We start from the raw sequence: 20,440 nt of genomic DNA, 5'->3' as shown, positions 1-20,440 counted from the left end.
CGACAAGCCCGCTTGCGCGGCGGCCCGAGTTTTCCGACTTTGAATTGCTTAGCAATCTTACCTCACCTGGATCGGTTCCCATGTCGGCAGGTCTCGAGGCCCGATCGCGCGTTGCGAATCCCGGCCCGTTGTTCATCGCGGCGTTGGGCGTGCTGATGTGCTTCGGCCCCATGGCGATCGACATGTATCTACCGGCCCTGCCGGCGATCGGGCTCGCGTTCGACGTCGGCCAGGACAAGGTGCAATGGTCGCTGTCGGCCTTCTTTCTGGGTTTCGGCGTCGGCCAGATCGTCTGGGGCGCACTCGCCGACCGGCTGGGCCGGCGCCGGCCGGTCGCCGCCGGCATCCTGCTCTACGGCATCGGCTGCATCGGCTGCAGCCTGACCAACGACATCGGGCACCTCGCCATCTGGCGTTTCGTGCAGGCATTGGGCGCCTGTGCCGGACCGGTGCTGGCGCGCGCCATGGTACGCGACGTGTTCGGGCGCGACCGGGCCGCGAGCGTGCTGTCGCTCATGATGCTGGTCATGGGCGTGGCGCCGATGGTGGCGCCGATCCTCGGCGGCCACATCCTGCTGGTCGGCACCTGGCGCACGATCTTCTGGGTTCAGGCCTGCTTCGTCGTGGTCGCTTTCGCGGGCCTGATCAGCCTGCCCGAAACCCTGCCGGCGGACCGGCGACAGGCCTCGCGGCTCAGCGGCATGATCCGCAGCTATGGCCGGTTGCTGACCGACCGCCGCTACCTGGGCTATGCGCTGTGCTCGTCCTTCATCTACGGCGGCATGTTCGCCTATGTCTCGGGCACGCCGTTCGTCTATATCGAGCTGTTCGGCGTACGGCCGGAGAACTACGGCTACTTGTTCGGCGTCAACATCGTCGGCATGATCATCGTCAACACGATCAACAGTCGGGTCGTGCTGAAGTTCGGCACGGACCGGGTGCTGCGCATGGGCTGCCTGCTCGCCGCCGCCGTCGGCCTGGCGCTGCTGGGCTTCGCCGTGACCGGGGTCGGCGGCCTGGTCGCCATCGCTAGCCTGCTGTTCCTGTTCATGGGCCTGACCGGCATGATCGCCGCCAACGCCATGGCCGGCGGCATGTCGATCATACCGGAGATTGCAGGATCGGCCTCGGCCCTGAGCGGCGCCCTGCAATTCACGTTCGGCGCCATCGCCGGCTCCGCGGTGGGCTCCCTCGCCAACGGCACCGCCGTCCCGCTCGCCGGCGTCATCTGCACCTGCGGCATCGCGTCGGCCATCTTCAACCTGGCGCTGGTCCGGCGGTTCTACTGATCACCAGAGATCGGGTTTCGCCACCATCAGCCAGAAGATCGCCATGGTTCCTAGAAACGCCGGCCAGCCGAGGCCGAACCACAGGCCCATGACCCGATGGTATTCGGCTGGCAGTGGCGCGCCGTTCGCCGCGGCGCTCATCGCCAGATTCCGGGCGCGAACCTGCAGCCACACGACCGGCAACCAGCACAGACCGATCAGCAGGTAGAGCCCGTAGGCGGCCGCCAACCAGGAGGTTGCGGGCGCAATGCCGGACAGGTGGATCAAGGCGATCCCGGACGCCGGCTGCAGCACGACGGCTGGTGTCGTGAACCAGAAATCCGCCCGAACCGTGCTGCGCGCGACGGCCGCGATCGTGCGCGGATCGCCGGCGCGATGGGCCGACCACATGTGGAACGCCGTGCCGAGCCCGGTGCCGAACAACACCGTGGCGCTGAGGATATGAACGGTCTTGACCAGATCGTAGAGGCCGCTCACCGATCGGTCTCCAATGCGCCCAGGGCCAGGATGGCCGCGACGATCGGCAGGTTCTTGAGCAGCGGGCCGAACGGGTCGGTCCAAAGCCCCGGTGCCAGCAGGCCGAGGCCGACGGTATAGCCGAGCACAACCAGCAGCTGGGCAACCATGGTGATGGCGGGTCGCCAGCGCAGCGTCAGCGCCAGGGCAATCGCCAGGTCGACCAGCGAAAAGCCGATGGCCATGCCGGCACCAACCGGTCCGGCGAACCCGAGCCGCTGCAGCAGGGGCTCGAGCTGCGCCACCGGCTGCATCAGTCCGACGATGCCGGAACCGAGCCAGGTCAGAATCAGCGATCCGCGCAGCAACGGCCGCACGAAATAGAGCCGGGCGTGCCAGCGGTCCTGCCACTGCGCCGGACTGGCGAGCAGTGCCGCGCGCCAACCCCGGGGCCGAATGCCGGTCGCGGCGACGAAGGCGTCTGGCGAGCCCGCATTGCCGAAATCCAGCTGCTTCAGCGCCGTCGTGCTGATCGGCCCGCCGGCCAGATCGCCGAGCCGGGCTGCGAAGGCCACCAAGCCGCGCGGCATCGGGATGATCCGGGCCGGCGGCAAGCCGAGCCAGGCACGAAGATCGACCAGAACCTCGCGCAAGCTCACCCGCTCCGGCCCGACCGGATCGATCACGACCCGGTTGATCGATCGATCCTGCAACAGGAGAAGGATGGTCGCTGTCAGGTCGTCGATATGGATCGGCTGGAACGGCTGGTCGCCCGCACCGATCAGTGGCACGAACCCCGGCAGGGCCGCCAGCGCCCGGAACAGCGCCGTGCCGCCGAACGCGCCCGGCGCATAGACCAGCGACGGCCGCAGGATGACCCAGTCCAGGTCCAGTCCGGCCAGATGCCGATCCGCCGCGTACTTGGTCGCGGCATAGGCCGTGTCGGCGGCCGGCTCGGCAGAGATGGCCGAGATCTGGATGACTCGGCGCACCTCCGCGCGTCGGCAGGCCTCGAACAGCGCCTTTGGCGCCTCCTCATGGATCGCCCCGATTGATTGGCCCGGCCGTCCTTGCAGCACACCGGCGCAATTGACCACGGCATCGATGCCGGCGAGCCGCGGCTGCCAGTCTTCCGGCCGGACATCCCGGTTCATGTCGACGCGGATCGCGGCCGGCGCCGGCAATAGCCGATCGATCTCCGCGGGGCGGCGCACCGCCGGTACGACGTGATGACCCGCAGACATGAGTGCGGCCATGATATAGCGGCCGATGAATCCGTTGGCGCCGGTCAAAAGAACTTGCATGCGGGACGGACTCGCGCGGCGGCAGACGCCGATTTCTAGTCTACTCCACCGCGAACTGGCAACGGACCGCGGTGTCGCGCCCTACATATACAGCTTCTCGCCCTCGAGCCCCTTGTACAGGTCGGCGACCTGCTCGGCATAGCCGTTGAACATGAGGGTCGGGCGGCGGCCGCTCTGGCCGAGGAACCGTTCGGTCGCCTGGCTCCAGCGCGGGTGGGGCACGTCGGGGTTGACGTTCGCCCAGAAGCCATACTCGTCGGCGGCCAGGGTCTGCCACATGGTCTTCGGCCGCTCGGCCACGAAGCTGAAGCGGACGATCGACTTGACGGACTTGAAGCCGTATTTCCACGGGGTCGCCAATCGAAGCGGTGCGCCATTCTGGGTCGGCAACGGCTTGCCATAGACGCCGGTGACGATGAAGGACAGGTCGTTCGTCGCCTCGGCCATGGTCAGGCCTTCGACATAGGGCCAGGGATACCAGAACTGCTTCTGGCCCGGCGCCACCGAGGAATCCTCGAATGTCTCCATGCGCAGGTATTTGGCGCCCGACGTCGGCTTCGCGATCTCGACCAGGGCCTTCAGCGGAAAGCCGGTCCAGGGCACGGCCATCGACCAGGCCTCGACGCAGCGATGGCGATAGAGCCGTTCCTCGAACTGCACCTGTTTGAACAGGTCGTCGATGGCGAGCGTCTGTTCCTTCTCGACCATGCCGTCGAGCTTCACCGTCCAAGGCCGGACTTTCAGCGCCTGAGACGAGGCAACGATGTCCTTGTCGGTGCCGAATTCGTAAAAGTTGTTGTAGCCGGTCGCCAGCTTCTCGGCGGTCACGGGCCGATCGAGCGTATAAGCCGGGTTCGGTTTGGCCGGATAGAGCGCCATCGACGGATCGGGCTCGCCCGCCGCGAGCGCGCGGCCCGCGGTGCCGAGCCCGCTCGCCGCCATGAAGCCGCCGGCGACGGCGCCCTTGAGCACGCTGCGCCGGTCCAGGAACAACGCCTCGGGCGTCGCCTCCCGTTCGGGAATTTCCCAGCCGCGGTTGCGCTTGATCAACATGCCGACACCTTCGTCCAACCTACCCTGCCGAGGGAGATAGGACGGTATCCCCCGCCGGGCAAATCACCAATCGGTGTGCGCGGCGGGAGGCCGCAACGGCAGGGTCAGACCAGCGAAGCGCAGAAGCGCTGAATGCGCGTGCAAGCGTCCTTCAGGACTTCCGTCGAGGTCGCATAGGAGATGCGGAAATACGGTGCCAGGCCGAACGCCGTGCCCTGCACCACCGCGACGCCCTCGGCATCGAGCAGGTAGGTCGCGAAATCCGTATCGGTCTCGATCACCTTGCCGGCCGGCGTCTGCTTGCCGATCGTGCCGGCGCAGGACGGATAGACGTAGAACGCGCCGTCGGGCTTGGTGCAATGGATGCCCTTGGCCTCGTTCAGCATGGCCACGACCATGTCGCGCCGCGCGACGAAGCTCTCGTTGTGCTTGGCGATGAAATCCTGCGGGCCGTTCAACGCCTCGACCGAGGCGGCCTGGCTGATCGAACTCGGGTTCGAGGTCGACTGCGACTGCACCATCGCCATGGCCTTGATCAGCTCGACCGGGCCGGCGGCGTAGCCAATGCGCCAGCCGGTCATGCAATAGGCCTTGCTCACGCCGTTCATGGTCAGCGTGCGGTTGATCAGGCGCGGCTCGACTTGGGCGATGGTCGCGAACTCGTTGTCGTCGTACAGCAGGTGCTCGTACATGTCGTCGGTCAGCACCCAGACATGGGGATGATCGAGCAGCACATCGGCCAGCGCGCGCAGCTCGGCGGCGCTGTAGGCGGCACCGGTCGGGTTCGACGGCGAGTTCAGCAGCAGCCACTTGGTCCGGGGTGTGATCGCAGCGGCCAGCGCCTCGGGCGTCAGCTTGAAGTTCGAATTCTGGCCGCACGGCACGGCGACCGGCTCGCCCTCGGCGAGCGCCACCATGTCGGGATAGGACACCCAGAACGGCGCCGGGATGATGACCTCGTCGCCCGGGTCGAGCGTAGCGACGAAGGCGTTGTACAGGATCTGCTTGCCGCCGGTGCCGACGGTGATCTGGTTCGGCTGGTACTCGAGCCCGTTCTCGCGCTTGAACTTGGCGCAGATCGCCTTCTTCAGCGCCGGCGTGCCGTCGACCGCGGTATAGCGCGTGTCGCCGCTCTCGATCGCCTTGATGCCGGCGGCGGCGATATGGGCAGGCGTATCGAAGTCCGGCTCGCCGGCGGCCAGGCCGATTACGTTGCGGCCGGCGGCCTTGAGCTCCTGCGCCAGCGTATTGATGGCGATGGTCGGCGAGGGCTTGATACGGGCGAGGCGCTTGGCGAGGAACGACATCGGGCGGGGTCCGGCTTCATGGGAATTCATGCCGGCACCCCGATTCGACCGAAGGACGATCTTCGTCCCCCGGCATCCGGGCGCGAGGCACCGAACCCTATGCCGATGGCCGAGCCCAGGCAACAAAACCTGCCCTGCGCATCGATCATGGGAATGGTCGCCGATGCGCAGGTCTCGATTGCGGCTGAAACTAAGCCGCCAGTTTCTCGCCCTCGAGCGTCACCGCGATCGCGTGGATCACACTGGCGATGCGCACGACGTTCTGGATCGCCTCGCGGTTGGCGCCCTTCTTGACGATCTCGTGCTCATGGGCGTCGATGCACATGCCGCAGCCGTTGATGGCCGAGACCGCGAGCGACCAGAGCTCGAAATCGACCGCATCCACCCCCGGGTTGGCGATGACATTCATGCGCAGCTTGGCCGGCATGGTCTTGTAGTCGGGGGCCGAAGCCAGGTGCACGAAACGATAGTAGATGTTGTTCATGCCCATGATCGCGGCCGCGGCCTTGGCGGCGTTGAGTGCTGCGGGCGTGAGCCTGGTCGTGGCTTCGGCCAGGATCGCATCACGCACGGTTTCGTTGCGCGACGCGATCGCGGAAGCCACGGCGGTGCCCCAGACCTGCTGCTCGGTCAGGCCGGGTGCCGTCAGCACGGAACCGATGTTGAGCTTCAGGTCCTTGGCGTAGTCCGGCAGGGCTGCCTTCAACGAGTCGATCGACATGGGGAAATTCCTTGGAAGTGCCGGGGAGCGGGTGTCGTTGCTCAGATGCCCCCTCGCCGTCATCCCCGGGCTTGACCCGGGGATCCACGCGTCTCCGACGGAATTGCGCTTGAAGACACGGACGCGTTTTCGAGCCACCATGACCGCGGAAGAGGGTTACATCATCGGCAAAGAGCAGCCCCGGCTGAAATACGGGGAAATACTCCCGGCCCTGCCATCAGGACCGGGAGCATCCGGCCGGATCAGGCCGCCTGGAGCGTCTCGCCGCCGACCGAGCGATTGCACGGGCACAGCTCGTCGGTCTGCAGGGCGTCGAGCACGCGCAGCACTTCCTGCGGGTTGCGGCCGACCGACAGGTCGTTCACCGAGGCCCAGCGGATAATGCCGTCCGGATCGACGATGAAGGTCGCGCGCAGCGCCACGCCAGCGTTCTTGTCGAGCACGCCCAGCGAGGTCGCCAACTCGCGCTTGATGTCCGACAGCCAGGGAAACGGGCTCTTGCCCAGGTCCTCACGGCTCTCGCGCCAGGCGAGATGCACGAAATCGCTGTCGGTCGAGGCGCCGAGCAGCTGGGCGTCGCGGTCGGCGAACTCGCCGTTGATGTCGCCGAAACCGATGATCTCGGTCGGGCAGACGAAGGTGAAGTCCTTCGGCCAGAAGAACACCACCAGCCACTTGCCGGCATAGCTGGCGTTGGTCACGTCCTTGAACGCGGTCTTGGGGTCGGCATTGCCGACGGCGGTGAGAGCGAAATCGGGAAAGCGATCGCCAACGGTCAACATCTGGGGCATCCTCAGCGCAGGGAAACTAATTTAGAACGCTTCTAAGAAGCGAACGCAGATGGGAGATAGGCCCCGCCATGCGTTCGGTCAAGTGCGCTGCAGCATAAACATCGCTGGCATGCCGATGGGCGCAATGGGATGCTCCGCGCCTCTCCGCCTCCTGGAGCCGTTCCGATGTCCCTCTGGCCGCTGCTCAGCTTCACCCTCGCCATCTCGATCGCCGGGGCCATGCCCGGCCCGACCATCATCGCGCTCGTCGCCCGCGTGTTGGCGCGCGGGCCGGCGAATATCCTGCCGCTGCTCGTCGGCTTGGTATTTGGCGACCTCGTCTGGCTCGCCTGCTCGGTATTCGGCGCCGTGGCGCTGGCGACCGAGGCGCATCAGGTGATGGTCGTGCTGAAATACCTGGGTGCGGCCTACCTGGCCTACATGGCGATCAGGATGTGGACCGCGCCCGCCACGGCGCTGGATTCCAGAGAGATCCCGGCGTCGAAGGGGGGATGGCGCGGCGTGTTCGGCGGCCTCGCCATGGGCCTGTCGAACCCGAAGACCATGCTGTTCTACCTGGCCCTGGTGCCCAACCTGATCGACGTCGCCCAGCTGGGCCTGGTGGGTTTCGCCGAGCTGTGCGCGGTGGTGACCCTGGTCCTGGCCGTCGTGTTCGCCGTCTACGTCACGCTCGCCGGCCGCGCCCGCGGCCTGTTCCGCTCGGCCCGCGCCATGCGGCTGGTCAACCGCAGCAGCGGCGCCATCATCGCCGGCACGGCGGTCGTCGTAGCGACGCGGCAGTAGTCAAGCTTGAGGTAGTGGCCATCGGCGATGCGCTCGGCGTTGTTCTTCCGCGGGAAGCGCTCGCTCGTCTCCCTGTCAAAGCGGGCGATTCGCTCATTTTGACCGAAACGTCCGCTGGTTTTGCCGTGACGGTCTGCACTGCCGATGATCTGCGGCAGTGCAGGCTGGCACGCGAGATCGTGGTGGAACCCCGTGAAGTTCTCAGGCGCCTCTCCGAATAGCTGAAAATCCGGCAGCAGGCGGCATGAGGCAGCCTTAAGCAAGCCTGCCCCGAACCTTCGCCCCTGGCGTCCGGGCGGCGGTCGCATTATGTTCTGCGCCATGCCGCCTGTGCCGACCGTCCAAAAGCCGCTCGCCGATATTCCCGCCGATTTCCGTCTCGTCTCGGATTTCGTGCCGGCCGGCGACCAGCCCAACGCCATCGCCGAACTGACCGGCGGCCTGGTCAAGGGCGAACGCGAGCAGGTGCTGCTGGGGGTCACCGGCTCCGGCAAGACCTTCACCGTCGCCCACGCGATCCAGAAGCTGCAGCGCCCCGCCCTGATCCTGGCGCCGAACAAGACACTCGCGGCCCAGCTCTACGGCGAGATGAAGAGCTTCTTTCCCGACAACGCGGTCGAGTATTTCGTCTCCTACTACGATTATTACCAGCCGGAAGCCTACGTCCCGCGCAGCGACACCTATATCGAGAAGGAAAGCTCGATCAACGAGCAGATCGACCGGATGCGCCACAGCGCCACCCGTTCCCTGCTCGAGCGGCGCGACGTGATCATCGTCGCCAGCGTGTCCTGCATCTACGGCATCGGCTCGGTCGAGACCTACTCGCGCATGGTCGTCGACCTGAAGACCGGCATGCAGGTCGATCGCACCCTGCTGCTGTCGCAGCTGGTCGAACTGCAGTTCAAGCGCAACGACATGGGTTTCCAGCGCGGCGCGTTCCGCGTGCGCGGCGACACGATCGAGATCTTCCCGGCCCATTACGAGGACCGTGCCTGGCGCGTGTCGCTGTTCGGCAACGAACTCGAGTCGATCCATGAGATCGACCCGCTGACCGGCGAGAAGATCCAGGCGCTGAAGGAAGTCCGCATCTATGCGAACAGCCATTACGTGACGCCGCGGCCGACGCTGAACCAGGCGATCGAGTTGATCAAGGTCGAGCTGAAGGACCGGCTGGCCGAGATGTATGCGCAGAACAAGCTGCTGGAAGCGCAGCGGCTGGAGCAGCGCGTCACCTTCGACATCGAGATGATGGCCGCGACCGGGTCCTGCGCCGGCATCGAAAATTATTCGCGCTATCTGTCGGGCCGCAAGGCCGGCGAACCGCCGCCGACCCTGTTCGAATATCTGCCGGACGACGCGCTGATCATCATCGACGAGAGCCACGTCACCGTGCCCCAGATCGGCGGCATGTATCGGGGCGACTTCATGCGCAAATCCACCTTGTCGGAGTATGGATTCCGCCTGCCGTCCTGCATGGACAACCGCCCGCTGAAGTTCGAGGAATGGGACGCCATGCGCGGCCAGTCGATCTTCGTGTCGGCGACGCCGGGCCCGTGGGAGCTGGAGCGCACCGGCGGCGTGTTCACCGAACAGGTCGTGCGCCCGACCGGGCTGATCGATCCGGTCTGCATCATCCGCCCGACCGAGACCCAGGTCGACGACCTGCTGGACGAGTGCAAGCAGTGCGCGGCCAAGGGCCAGCGCGTGCTGGTCACGACCTTGACCAAGAAGATGGCCGAAGCGCTGACCGAGTACATGCACGAAGCCGGCATCCGCGTGCGCTACATCCATTCCGACGTCGAGACCCTGGAGCGGATCGAGATCATCCGCGACCTGCGCCTGGGTGCGTTCGACGTGCTGATCGGCATCAACCTGCTGCGCGAGGGGCTGGACATTCCGGAATGCGCGCTGGTCGCGATCCTGGACGCGGACAAGGAAGGCTACCTGCGTTCACGCACCTCGCTGATCCAGACCATCGGCCGTGCGGCGCGCAACGTCGAGGGCCGCGCGATCCTCTATGCCGACCGCATCACCAACAGCATGCAGCAGGCGCTGGACGAATGCTCGCGGCGGCGCGAGAAGCAGCAGGCGTACAACGCCGCCAACGGCATCACGCCCGAGAGCATCAAGACGCGGATCGGCGACATCCTGAATTCGGTCTATGCGCAGGACAGCCTGACCGTCGGCCTGGGCGACGCCCCGGCCAACCATTATGCCGGCTCGAACCTGAAGGCCGTGCTGGCCGACCTGGAAAAGCGCATGCGCGGCGCCGCGGCCGATCTGGAATTCGAAGAGGCGGCGCGGTTGCGCGACGAGATCAAGCGGCTGGAACAGATGGACCTGGGCATGCCGGCCTCCGCCGTACCCGGCCTGGCCGAGACCGGTGCCCGCTATGCCGCCCCGACCCAGGCGGGCCGCTCGACCGGCGGCAAGTCCGGCAGCCATCCCCGCGACGCCGCCCGGAACAAGGCGCGCGGCCGCCGACGCCAAGGACCTTGAAGCACCCGATGTCCCTGTCCCCGCACCTCCCCCGCGCCGCCCTCGTTACCGGCGCCGGCAAGCGCATCGGCCGGGCGATAGCGCTCGACCTGGCCGCCCGCGGCTTTGCCGTCGCGGTCCATTACAAGGGTTCGGCCGAGGCGGCCCGCGACGTCGTCGGCGAGATCGCGGCAACGGGCGGCAAAGCCGTGGCGCTCCAGGCCGACCTCGGCGACGAGGCGGCGGTCGAGCGGCTGATCCCCGACGCTACGGCGGCGCTGGGTCCGATCGGCGTGCTGGTCAACAACGCGTCGAGCTTCGAATACGACTCGGCCGAAAGCGCCACGCGCGCCGGGTGGGACCGGCACATGGAAGCGAACCTCCGCGCGCCCTTCGTGCTGATCCAGCAATTCGCCCGCCACCTGCCCGAGACGGCGGAGGGTGCAGTGGTCAACCTGCTCGACCAGCGGGTCTGGAACCTGACGCCGCATTTCGTGACCTATACAGTCAGCAAGGCGGCGCTCTGGACCCTGACCCAGACCCTGGCGCTGGCGCTGGCGCCGCGCATCCGGGTCAACGGCATCGGGCCGGGACCGACCCTGGCCTCGACCCACCAGACCGCGGCGCAATTCGCCCAGCAATGCGCCGACATGCCGCTCGGCCACGGCACCTCGCCGGAAGAGATCGTCGCAGCCGTGTGGTTCTTGTTGCAGGCCCGGGCCATGACCGGGCAAATGTTGGCCCTCGACGGTGGCCAGCATCTGGGCTGGGCCCAGCCCAAGCAAACCCTCTCCGTCGTCGATTAGAGAAATCCGATGTCCGAGACGATCCGCAAGCCCACGCATACCATCCTGCCTGCCGCCCCCGCCGAGAAAGCCTCGCCGCCGCCAGTCGAACTGCGCCGCGTCTTCGTGCGGGACCTGGTGATGACCTGTTCGATCGGCGTCCATGCCCACGAGCACGAACACAAGCAGCGCGTGCGGTTGAATCTCGACCTCGACGTGCTAGAAGCGACCCAGCCGATCGCGGACGATCTGCGCAACGTCGTCTGCTATGACGAGATCATTTCGGCCGTCCGGCGCATCGTCGACACGGGCCATGTACGCCTGATCGAGACCCTGGCCGAACGCGTCGCCGGCCTGTGCCTGGCCGATCCGCGCATCCGGACGGCCCGGGTGCAGATCGAGAAACTGGATGTCTATCAGGATGTCGCGAGCGTCGGCATCGCCATCGTCCGTCACAATTCCTGAAGCGATTGCCGCTTGACTCCTGGCTCGACAGGATGTCGCAGGGCCTTTTTCAAGAGGGCCAGTTGTTCACAGCCGATTTCGCCGGAGCGTACAAGAGCCGATCTCGTCGGCAACGGCGTTATTCCGAACCGGTCATTTCCGTTGACAAGAAAAATATACAAGAAAATCAATATGTTGAAGCTTTTGCCTATTTTTTAATCAGCGACTTGAATCCCTAGGCTTGGTGCGGTGTCTGCGTCTATTTCCGGACCTTGCCCACAAACTTATCCACAGATTCCGTGGATACATGTCAGCGACGTGACGAAATACTGAAGAACTCCAGCAAGCCTGGGGAACGGGAGCCGACGATGGCCGAAAGGCCGGAACCACCGCCTGAAAAAGTCGCGACCGAAAGCCAGAAGTTCGAGCTCGAAGCCGAACTGCCGCCCGACGGCGCGATCGCGTCCGGCGTCGCCGTCATCCGCGAGACGGTCCGCACCCTGCCCGGCAGTCCAGGGGTGTACCGCATGGTGAATGCGGTGGGCGACGTGCTCTATGTCGGCAAGGCGCGCAACCTTCGAAACCGGGTCACGAACTATACGCAGCTGGTCGGCCTGTCGAACCGGATTCGCCGAATGGTTGCGGAGACGGCACGGATGGAGGTCGTTACAACCCATACCGAAGTAGAGGCGCTGCTTCTCGAGATCAACCTGATCAAGACCCTGATGCCGCGCTACAACGTGCTGCTTCGGGACGACAAGTCATTCCCCTACATTCACCTGCGCTCGACCCATGCCGTGCCGCAATTGACCAAGCACCGGGGCGCCCGCAACGAGGGCGGCGAGTATTTCGGGCCCTTCGCGTCGGCCGGCGCGGTCAACCGGACGATCACCGCGCTCCATCGCGCCTTCCTGCTGCGCTCCTGCTCCGACTCGATCTTCCAGAGCCGGACGCGGCCGTGCCTGCAGTACCAGATCAAGCGATGCTCGGCGCCCTGCGTCGATCGGATCGGCAATGCGGACTATCTGGCGTTGGTCGACCAGGCACGGGCCGTGCTGACCGGCCACAGCCGAGAGATCAATGCCCGCCTGGTCACCGCCATGACCGAGGCGGCCGACCAGCTCGATTACGAGACGGCGGCGGTGATCCGCAACCGTATCCGCGCCCTGGCCCACATCCAGGCGCACCAGGACATCAACGTCGAGGGCCTGGTCGACGCCGACGTGATCGCCGCCCACCAGGAGGGCGGCCATACCTCGATCCAGGTGTTCTTCTTCCGCGCCGGGCAGAACTGGGGCAACCGGGCCTATTTCCCGAGTCACGACCGGGCGCTGGCGATCGACGAGGTGCTGGCCGCCTTCATCGGCCAGTTCTACGACAACAAGCCACCGCCGCCGCTCCTGCTGTTAAGCCACGATCCAGCCGAAGCGGAGTTGCTGGGCGAGGCGCTCTCGACTCATGCCGGCCGCAAGGTGACCCTGCTGATGCCCCAGCGCGGCGACAAGAAGAAGCTGGTCGAGCATGCCATGGCGAATGCGCGCGAGGCGCTCGGACGACGGCTCGCCGAAAGCTCGACCCAGCAGAAGCTGTTGGTCGGCGTCGCCGCGGCGCTGAGCCTCGACGCGCCGCCGTGCCGAATCGAGGTCTATGACAACAGCCACATCCAGGGCACGAACGCGATCGGCGCGATGATCGTCGCCGGGCCCGAAGGCTTCATGAAGTCGGCCTATCGCAAATTCAACATCCGTGGCGAAGGCGCGCCGGCCGGGACCGAATTCAAGCCGGGCGACGACTACGCCATGATGCGCGAAGTCCTGACCCGCCGCTTCCGGCGCGCGCAGAAGGAAGACCCCGAGCGCACGGGCGGCCAATGGCCGGACCTGGTGCTGATCGACGGTGGCCCGGGCCAGTTGAGCGTGGTCGAGGAAGTGTTCGTGGAACTGGGCATCGACGACGTCCAACTGGTCGCGATCGCCAAGGGTCCCGACCGCAATGCCGGGCGCGAGCGGTTCTTCGTGCCGGGCCAGGCGCCCTTCTCGCTCGAGCCAAAGGATCCGGTGCTGTATTTCCTGCAGCGCCTGCGCGACGAGGCACACCGTTTCGCCATTGGCACCCACCGGGCGCGCCGGACCAAGGCGATCACCGTTTCCCCGCTCGACGAGGTCGCCGGCATCGGTCCAGGGCGCAAGAAGGCGCTGCTGCATCACTTCGGCTCGGCCAAAGCGGTGGCGCGCGCCGGCCAGCTCGATCTCGAAGCGGTCGACGGCATATCGAAGACGGTTGCGAAAAAAATCTACGACCATTTCCACGCGGACGACTAGGATGCGCGCGGTCGGCGCCGTACACCTATATACATGTCGCGGATATGCTGAGTTTGCCTGAAGCAGGCCCCGGACGGTTTCGATGGTTTTTACGCTGCCCAATCTTCTGACCCTCTCGCGGATCGCGGTGATCCCGCTTCTGGTCGCCGCCTGCTACCTGCCCTATCCCTGGGGCAACTGGACCGCGTGGGTGCTGTTCGCGCTGGCCTGCGTCACCGACTATCTCGACGGCCATTTCGCCCGGCGCTGGAAGCAGATGTCGGCCTTCGGCCGCTTCCTGGACCCGATCGCCGACAAGCTGCTGGTCGCGATCACCCTGATGATGCTGGTCGCCTTCGATCGGCTGAGCACGCCCGCCCTGATGCCGGCGCTGATCATCCTGGCGCGCGAGATCCTGGTATCGGGCCTGCGCGAATACCTGGCGGGCCTGCGGGTCAGCGTGCCGGTCAGCCGGCTCGCCAAATGGAAGACCGGTATCCAGATGGTGGCGATCGGCGTGCTGCTGATCGGCGATGCCGGCCCCGCCTTCCTGCCCATGGGCTTCATCGGCGAGACCCTGCTGTGGCTGGCGGCGCTGCTGACCCTGGTCACAGGCTACGATTATCTGCGCCATGGCATGAAGCACATGGGCGAGCCGGAAACCGCGCCCGCCCCGCACGTTCCCGGAAAATCGGTCGGCGGGCTGGGCTGAGCGCCCGGATGCGCGCCTTCGCTCTGGCCGGCTGGAGCGGCAGCGGCAAGACGACCCTGATGGCCCGCCTGCTGCCGGAACTGACCGGCCGCGGCGTGACGGTCTCGACCGTCAAGCACGCGCACCATGATTTCGACGTCGATCAGCCGGGCAAGGATTCCTGGCAGCACCGCCAGGCCGGCGCCACGGAGGTACTGGTCGCGTCCGACCGGCGCTGGGCGCTGATGCACGAGTTGCGGCAGGCGCCGGAACCGGGCCTGCTCGACCTGGTGCGCCATATGAGCCCGGTCGACCTGCTGCTGGTCGAGGGCTTCAAGCGGCACCCGATGCCCAAGCTCGAAATCTGTCGGCCGAGCCTGGGCAAGGCGCCGCTATGGCCCGAGGACGCCTCGGTGCTGGCGATCGCGTTGAACGAGGCGGTGCCCGAGGACTGGCAGCGCCGGCTCCGGCTGCCGATCTTCGATCTGGAAGCGGTGCCCGCGATCGCCGACTTCATCCTGGCCAACGCCGCACCACTTGCCCTTCGGGAGGGAGCGCCATGAAACTCCGCTATTTCGCCTGGCTGCGCACCCGTATCGGCCGGGGCGAGGAAACCCTCGATCCTCCTGCCGAGGTCGCGAGCGTAGGCGCGCTCGTCACCTGGCTGGCGACGCTCGGTCCCGGCTATGCCGCGGCCCTGGCCGACCCGCGCGTGGTGCGGGTCGCGGTCAACCAGGATTATGTCGGCGCCGACCATCCGCTTCGGCCCGGCGACGAGGTGGCATTATTCCCGCCCGTGACGGGGGGCTGACCGCATGATCCGCCTGCAGGAACCGCCGTTCGACGTCGGCCGGGAGTTGGGATCGTTCGGGACCGGCGACATCGCGGTCGGTGCGGTCGCGAGCTTCGTCGGCTATGTCCGTGGCGCCGGGGCGGGCGCGCCACCGCTGATCGCCCTCACGCTCGAGCATTATCCCGGCATGACCGAGCGTCAGCTGGCGTCGATCGAGGACGAAGCCCGGACGCGCTGGCCGGTCATGGACCTGCTGGTGATCCACCGCCATGGCCGATTGCTTCCGGGCGAGCCGATCGTGCTGGTCGCCGTCTCCTCCGCCCATCGCCAGGCCGCCTTCGAAGCCTGCCAGTTCCTGATGGACTGGCTGAAGACCAAGGCGCCGTTCTGGAAGCTCGAGGAGACCGCGGCCGGCGCCGAATGGGTCGCGGCCAAGACGAGCGACGACGCGGCCGCCGACCGCTGGAAGACGGCGCCGCGCTGACCGGACTCACCCGTGGTGATGGCCGCCCCATCCCCCACCATGATGGGCGAAACCACCGCCATGAAAGCCGTGGTGGTGGAAGCGGCGATCGAAGAACACGAAGCCGGCGCCGAAGCCGAATGGCGCGTCCCACAGCCACGGGTCATAGAGGCCGTAGCCAGGGGAGTAGGCCGGATAATATGGGGCCGGATAGACCGCGACGAACTGGTTGGGGTTGGTCGCCGTGCCTTCGGCGATCCGCCAGGACCCGTCGGACTGGCGGCAGGCCCGGCCGACCACCGGCTGTGGTGCGCCGTCGATCATCGCCTGGCCGGTATAGTCCCGGCAATTCGGGTCGTCGGCCGCGACCTTGGCCTCGAAATCGGTCACGGTCGCGGCAACGGGTGGCGGGGCCGCCACACAGGCTGAACACAACAGGACGAGAATTGCGGAACCGACCAGAGCGCGCATGATCCATTCTCCGACATCCGACCAGAAACCGACTCCGCCGGGATCAGACCTATTCCCCTGGGCGTCGTCGAACCGTTTTTTTGCCGAGTGAATAGCGGACAGCGACAGTGTATCGTCGGTGACGTCGTCAGGGCCAGCCTGCTTGGGCGGCGGCCTCAGAGGAATCGTCGATGAGCGAATTGCCGCAATATACCCGTCGCCTGAGTGACAAGATCCTGATGTCGTTCCATCAGGCGTGCGAGCAGCGAGCCGTCGAGGTCGCGGCACTGCTGATCCAGGCTCTCGAACTGGCGCTGACCAAAGAAGGCGGCCTCGGCAAGGTCGATAATCGCAAGAACCTGGAAGCAGTGTTCGAGGCGTTCGACAAACTCAAGGACGTCCAGGAATAGAGCGTTCTACCCGGCTGCCGCCGGTAGCCTGATGAGATATGTCGGCACGTGCTCGCGCGCTGCCAGCGCGCGGGCGGCATCCTTGGCGGCGCCCGCCGAGCGATAGGGCGGCGTCTGCACGTAGAACCAGTCCTCGCCCGCCGCGTTCTTTGCGACCATGACACGGGCCGCCTGGCCGTGGGCGGCCAGCGTATTCACCAGCAGATTGGCGTGGTCGGACGACTGGAACGCGCCCAGTTGCACAATCCAGCGCGGACCCGCGACGGGTAGCGCCGGCTCGACTGGTTTCGGCCGGACGGCCGGCTGCGACTTCAGCGGGAGATGCGCCGCCGGTGACGGCTTTGGATTGCCGACGGCGGTCGGCGGCTCGGCGGCAGGTTCGGGCGGCGGCGCCACCAGCCGCTGAACCGGCGGCGGCGAGGCCGGCGGAAGCGCGCCCACGACCAGGGTCGGGGGAGGCGGCGGCACAACGGGTACGGGCGCCGGCGTGGCGGAGACCGGCGCCGCTGGCATCTCCGGCACGCTGCCGAGCGCCGGATTGCCGTCGGGCAGCCCTACCTGTTCCGGCAGGATCGGCGCCGATGCCGACGGCGGGTCGAACGGCACCGCAGTCAAGCGGCCGATCAGGATGCCGACGCCGATCCCGACGATCAGAAAACCGAGCCCGCCAAGCGCCAGCGCGCGCCACTCCCGCGTCGAGAGCGTCCGGTCGGTCCAACCCTGCATTCCCCTTGCGCCTCCGGAAACCGCTGTCGCCGATGGCGATGCCCGATGACACTTTAAGGCCCCGGTGCGCCGCGGTCGAGCGCGAGACGGCGCGGTCGCGCCTCCGGGCGAGCCCTCCACCGATATTTCTCGCCTCCGCTGCATCCAGGTGGCCGCGCCGCCGGTAACAGCAGGGTCGAGGCAATGACCTCGCGTGATTTTGGAGCTGGAACCATGAAACTCGCCGCCCTCACCGCCCTCGCCCTGATCGGTACCGCCGCCGTCGCCCTGCCTGCCGGCGCAGCGACCGAAGCGACCGTCATGGTCGGCGGCCAGCAGATGTTCCCGAACAAGGATATCGTCGACAACGCCGTCAATTCCGCCGACCACACGACCCTGGTCGCCGCCGTCAAGGCCGCCGGCCTGGTCGATGCCCTGAAAGGTAAGGGGCCGTTCACCGTGTTCGCCCCGACCAACGAGGCATTCGCCGCCCTGCCGGCCGGGACGGTCGATACCCTGCTGAAGCCCGAGAACAAGGCGACCCTGACCAAGGTCCTGACCTATCATGTCGTCGCCGGCGACTATACCGGCGCCAAGCTGAAGTCGCTGATCCAGAAGGGCCACGGCAGCGCCACCCTGAAGACGCTGTCCGGCGGCGAATTGACCGTGATGGCGAACGGCCCGAACAACATGGTGGTGCGCGACGAAAAAGGCGGAGTGGCCGACATCACCATCTCGGACGTGCACCAGTCGAATGGCGTGATCCAGGTCGTCGACAAGGTGCTGATGCCCGGCGCCTGAGGCCGGAACGGCAGGCGGCGGGGCGTCATGGCCGGGATGCCCCGCTGCTCGTCTTCATTCCGGCTCGCGGATTTCCGCGATGCCCCCCTGGACATCGCGGCTTCGCGGTCGATCTCATTGGGCAAGATCGGCGGCAGGTCGACGGTCGCCCTCGAGGCCCATGAGGATCCATTGAACCAATCGACGGGGACGGCGGCCTTGGAAACGCTGCTCGGACGCTGCGCCGATGGCGACCGCGCGGCGTTCCGCCAGCTCTACGATCGCAGCGCGCCACAGCTCTACGCGGTGGCCCTGCGCATCACGCGGCAGCGCAGCCTGGCCGCGGATGCCGTCCATGACGCGTTCCTCCAGGTCTGGCAGCGTGCGGGCCGGTTCGATCCGGCACGGGGCAGCGCCGAGACCTGGCTGATCAGCCTCGCCCGCTATCGCGCACTCGACCTCGTTCGCCGCCACGGCCGCGAAATCACCGGTGACGAGATACCCGATCGGGCGGACGACGCACCGGATGCGCTCGCCCTTCTGACCGAGCAGCGCGAGGGAACGGCGCTGCACCGCTGTCTGGAGCGGCTGGAGATCGACAAGCGGCAATTGATCATGATGGCCTTCATCGACGGCCTCACTCATGCCGAACTGGCCGACCGGCTCAGGACTCCGCTCGGCACGGTGAAGTCGTGGATCCGCCGAGGATTGCAGGACCTTCGCGGGTGTTTAGAAGCATGAGCGCCGAACCGGACGATTTCGACAGCCGCGCGGCCGAGTATGTGCTGGGCCTGCTGTCGCCCGCCGAGACCGAGCGGGTGCGACGGGAGATCGAGCGCGATCCGGCGCTGGCCGAGGCCGTCGCCCGCTGGGAGGCCCGGCTGACGCCGCTCGCCGCGGCCCTGCCGCCCGAACCGCCGCCTTCGGCACTCTGGCTCCGGATCGAGGCCGGCATCGACGCCGGGGCGACCGTCGTCCCGCTGCGCAAACGGCGCCTGGAGTCCGTCGGCTTCTGGCGGGCCGCCACCGGTGCCGCCATGGCGCTGGCTGCCGGGCTCGCCATCGTCGTGCTGCGGACGCCCGCTCCTGCCGCCCACTATGCCGCCGCCATCGCGCCGATGCAGGGCCCGGCCGCGACCTGGCTCGCCGAAACCCGGGCCGACGGCGCTCTGGTCATCACCGCGCTCGCCGCTGCCGATCATCCGTCGGGCAAGGATCTGGAGCTTTGGGCACTGGCTCCCGGGGCGACGAAGCCGGTCTCGCTGGGCGTGCTGCCGGCCTCCGGCGCCTATGTCGTGGCCGCGGCCGATCTGCCACGCGACCATCTGCAGCTGCTGGTCAGCCTGGAGCCTGCCGGCGGCTCGCCGACCGGACAGCCGACCGGTCCCGTGGTCTATGCCGGCGCCCTGATCCGGGCGGAGTGAGGGGCGGCCTCAAACCTGGCGCCAGCGCTCCCAGGACGGCGTGCCGGCGAATTGCTCGGCCAGGAAATCGACGAACACCCGAGCCTTGGGCGGGATCAGCCGGCGCGTCGGCTGGATCGCGTAGATGGCGCTGGGCGCCGACGCCCAGCCTTCCAGGATCGGCACCAGATCGCCGCGCGCGAGCGCCTCATGGGCCAGGAACATCGGCGTCATGATGATGCCGTGCCCGGCCAAGGCGGCGAGGTAGAGCGTTTCGCCGCTGTCGGCACGCAACACGCCCGAGACAGGAACGGTCACCGATCCTTCCGGCCCGGTGAGATGCCAGGCATCGACCGGGCTGTGCGGCGTGTAATGCAGGCAGTCGTGCCGTTCCAGCTCGGCTGGTGTCGCGGGCACCCCGCGCCGGACCAGATAGGCCGGTGACGCGCACAGCAGACGCCGGTTCGAGGCCAGCCGCCGGGCGATCAAGCTCGAATCCGCCAGATCGGCAATGCGCAGCGCCACGTCGACCTGCTGGTGCACGAGATCGACCATGGCGTCGCTCAGGCTGACGTCGAGCCGCAGATCAGGATAGCGGTCGAGGAAGGCCGGCAGCAGCGGCGCCACATGCATCCGTCCGAACGCGATCGGCAGGTTGATGCGCAACAGCCCGCGCGGCCGAGCGTCGTTCAGCATGGCCACGGTCAGATCGGCCTCTTCCAGCACGGCCAGCACGTTCTCGCACCGCTCGAAATAGGCGATGCCAGCCTCGGTCAGCGCTACGCGCCGGGTCGTCCGTGTCAGCAGCCGCGCGCCCAATTGCTCCTCCAGCCGCCGGACGCGCCGGCTGATGGTGGCGCCATTGACGCCGAGCGCACGGGCCGCCGCCGCGAAATTCAGCCGGCGCGCCACCGCGACGAAGGCGGCGACGGTGCCGAATCGATCCTCTTCCATGGATTGGTTCGTTTCATGCAACAGTGTGCTGATTTCATCGGCCTTCCGATACGCCCTGTCAACGCCACATGATGGAGCGA

At 67.0% G+C, this 20,440-nt stretch carries 23 protein-coding genes; 14 read left to right on the top strand and 9 right to left on the bottom strand.

Features of this window, described 5'->3' with window-relative positions; translation table 11 throughout:
• Nucleotides 1-80 precede the first annotated feature (80 nt).
• On the top strand, nt 81-1,289 hold the full coding sequence (locus tag VGV37_RS24805) for a Bcr/CflA family multidrug efflux MFS transporter (RefSeq protein WP_326882474.1): 1,209 nt from the start codon (nt 81-83) through the stop codon (nt 1,287-1,289).
• Here VGV37_RS24805 and VGV37_RS24800 read toward each other — a convergent pair whose 3' ends face one another.
• The 6 genes from VGV37_RS24800 to VGV37_RS24775 form a co-directional block, all read right to left on the bottom strand.
• Nucleotides 1,290-1,766 (bottom strand): DUF2269 domain-containing protein, encoded by a 477-nt coding sequence (locus VGV37_RS24800; RefSeq protein WP_326882473.1) that lies wholly within the window; start codon nt 1,764-1,766, stop codon nt 1,290-1,292.
• Entirely contained in the window at nt 1,763-3,049 is a 1,287-nt protein-coding gene (locus VGV37_RS24795) for an SDR family oxidoreductase (RefSeq protein WP_326882472.1), read from the bottom strand. The genes VGV37_RS24800 and VGV37_RS24795 overlap by 4 nt, the downstream gene beginning before the upstream one ends.
• An 81-nt stretch (nt 3,050-3,130) precedes the next feature.
• Complete coding sequence (gene msrP, locus VGV37_RS24790) at nt 3,131-4,102, bottom strand: protein-methionine-sulfoxide reductase catalytic subunit MsrP (RefSeq protein WP_326882471.1); 972 nt, start codon at nt 4,100-4,102, stop codon at nt 3,131-3,133.
• A 104-nt stretch (nt 4,103-4,206) separates the two neighbouring features.
• Nucleotides 4,207-5,409: a pyridoxal phosphate-dependent aminotransferase gene (locus tag VGV37_RS24785; RefSeq protein ID WP_326882470.1), complete on the bottom strand. Its 1,203-nt coding sequence runs from the start codon at nt 5,407-5,409 to the stop codon at nt 4,207-4,209.
• A 190-nt stretch (nt 5,410-5,599) separates the two neighbouring features.
• Nucleotides 5,600-6,130: a carboxymuconolactone decarboxylase family protein gene (locus tag VGV37_RS24780; RefSeq protein ID WP_326882469.1), complete on the bottom strand. Its 531-nt coding sequence runs from the start codon at nt 6,128-6,130 to the stop codon at nt 5,600-5,602.
• Between the two features lie 242 nt (nt 6,131-6,372).
• The gene (locus VGV37_RS24775; protein WP_326882468.1) at nt 6,373-6,912 is read right to left on the bottom strand and encodes a peroxiredoxin; all 540 of its coding nucleotides are present in this window, start codon (nt 6,910-6,912) and stop codon (nt 6,373-6,375) included.
• Between the two features lie 174 nt (nt 6,913-7,086).
• On the opposite strand from VGV37_RS24775, the gene VGV37_RS24770 reads away from it, so the two are divergent.
• From VGV37_RS24770 to VGV37_RS24730, 9 genes are all read left to right on the top strand, one after another.
• A complete protein-coding gene (locus VGV37_RS24770; protein ID WP_326882467.1) occupies nt 7,087-7,704 on the top strand; it encodes a LysE family translocator in 618 nt (205 codons plus the stop codon).
• A 321-nt stretch (nt 7,705-8,025) separates the two neighbouring features.
• Entirely contained in the window at nt 8,026-10,203 is a 2,178-nt protein-coding gene (uvrB, locus tag VGV37_RS24765; protein ID WP_326882466.1) for an excinuclease ABC subunit UvrB, read from the top strand.
• An 8-nt stretch (nt 10,204-10,211) separates the two neighbouring features.
• Entirely contained in the window at nt 10,212-10,988 is a 777-nt protein-coding gene (locus VGV37_RS24760; RefSeq protein ID WP_326882465.1) for an SDR family oxidoreductase, read from the top strand.
• A gap of 9 nt (nt 10,989-10,997) precedes the next feature.
• Nucleotides 10,998-11,432, top strand: a complete 435-nt coding sequence (folB, locus tag VGV37_RS24755) for a dihydroneopterin aldolase (RefSeq protein ID WP_326882464.1) — start codon at nt 10,998-11,000, stop codon at nt 11,430-11,432.
• A 347-nt stretch (nt 11,433-11,779) separates the two neighbouring features.
• Nucleotides 11,780-13,732 carry an excinuclease ABC subunit UvrC gene (uvrC, locus tag VGV37_RS24750; RefSeq protein WP_326882463.1) on the top strand — a complete coding sequence of 651 codons (1,953 nt, stop codon included), beginning with the start codon at nt 11,780-11,782 and terminating at the stop codon, nt 13,730-13,732.
• 82 nt (nt 13,733-13,814) lie between these two features.
• Entirely contained in the window at nt 13,815-14,423 is a 609-nt protein-coding gene (pgsA, locus tag VGV37_RS24745; RefSeq protein WP_326882462.1) for a CDP-diacylglycerol--glycerol-3-phosphate 3-phosphatidyltransferase, read from the top strand.
• 8 nt (nt 14,424-14,431) lie between these two features.
• A complete protein-coding gene (gene mobB, locus VGV37_RS24740; RefSeq protein WP_326882461.1) occupies nt 14,432-14,965 on the top strand; it encodes a molybdopterin-guanine dinucleotide biosynthesis protein B in 534 nt (177 codons plus the stop codon).
• Complete coding sequence (moaD, locus tag VGV37_RS24735) at nt 14,962-15,213, top strand: molybdopterin converting factor subunit 1 (RefSeq protein WP_326882460.1); 252 nt, start codon at nt 14,962-14,964, stop codon at nt 15,211-15,213. Before mobB ends, moaD begins: the two co-directional genes overlap by 4 nt.
• Nucleotides 15,214-15,217: 4 nt before the next feature.
• Entirely contained in the window at nt 15,218-15,679 is a 462-nt protein-coding gene (locus VGV37_RS24730) for a molybdenum cofactor biosynthesis protein MoaE (RefSeq protein WP_326882459.1), read from the top strand.
• A gap of 6 nt (nt 15,680-15,685) precedes the next feature.
• Here the strand turns inward: VGV37_RS24730 and VGV37_RS24725 are convergent, their stop codons facing one another.
• Nucleotides 15,686-16,129 carry a hypothetical protein gene (locus tag VGV37_RS24725; protein WP_326882458.1) on the bottom strand — a complete coding sequence of 148 codons (444 nt, stop codon included), beginning with the start codon at nt 16,127-16,129 and terminating at the stop codon, nt 15,686-15,688.
• A gap of 170 nt (nt 16,130-16,299) precedes the next feature.
• Here VGV37_RS24725 and VGV37_RS24720 point away from each other — a divergent pair, with 170 nt between their 5' ends.
• Complete coding sequence (locus tag VGV37_RS24720) at nt 16,300-16,518, top strand: hypothetical protein (protein ID WP_326882457.1); 219 nt, start codon at nt 16,300-16,302, stop codon at nt 16,516-16,518.
• Nucleotides 16,519-16,524: 6 nt separating this feature from the next.
• Here VGV37_RS24720 and VGV37_RS24715 read toward each other — a convergent pair whose 3' ends face one another.
• Complete coding sequence (locus VGV37_RS24715; RefSeq protein WP_326882456.1) at nt 16,525-17,244, bottom strand: SPOR domain-containing protein; 720 nt, start codon at nt 17,242-17,244, stop codon at nt 16,525-16,527.
• A 213-nt stretch (nt 17,245-17,457) separates the two neighbouring features.
• Between VGV37_RS24715 and VGV37_RS24710 the strand changes: the two genes are divergently transcribed.
• The 3 genes from VGV37_RS24710 to VGV37_RS24700 are packed head-to-tail and all read left to right on the top strand — an operon-like array spanning nt 17,458 to nt 19,427.
• Nucleotides 17,458-18,024 carry a fasciclin domain-containing protein gene (locus VGV37_RS24710; protein WP_326882455.1) on the top strand — a complete coding sequence of 189 codons (567 nt, stop codon included), beginning with the start codon at nt 17,458-17,460 and terminating at the stop codon, nt 18,022-18,024.
• A gap of 27 nt (nt 18,025-18,051) precedes the next feature.
• Nucleotides 18,052-18,744, top strand: a complete 693-nt coding sequence (locus tag VGV37_RS24705; RefSeq protein ID WP_326882454.1) for a sigma-70 family RNA polymerase sigma factor — start codon at nt 18,052-18,054, stop codon at nt 18,742-18,744.
• Complete coding sequence (locus VGV37_RS24700) at nt 18,741-19,427, top strand: anti-sigma factor (RefSeq protein WP_326882453.1); 687 nt, start codon at nt 18,741-18,743, stop codon at nt 19,425-19,427. The genes VGV37_RS24705 and VGV37_RS24700 overlap by 4 nt, the downstream gene beginning before the upstream one ends.
• A 9-nt stretch (nt 19,428-19,436) precedes the next feature.
• Here VGV37_RS24700 and VGV37_RS24695 read toward each other — a convergent pair whose 3' ends face one another.
• The gene (locus VGV37_RS24695; protein WP_326882452.1) at nt 19,437-20,360 is read right to left on the bottom strand and encodes a LysR family transcriptional regulator; all 924 of its coding nucleotides are present in this window, start codon (nt 20,358-20,360) and stop codon (nt 19,437-19,439) included.
• Between the last annotated feature and the right edge of the window lie 80 nt (nt 20,361-20,440).

Origin of the sequence: Aliidongia sp. (assembly GCF_035943795.1) — a bacterium.
Classification (GTDB): domain Bacteria; phylum Pseudomonadota; class Alphaproteobacteria; order ATCC43930; family CGMCC-115725; genus Aliidongia.
This window is presented reverse-complemented; position numbering and strand designations above follow the sequence as displayed.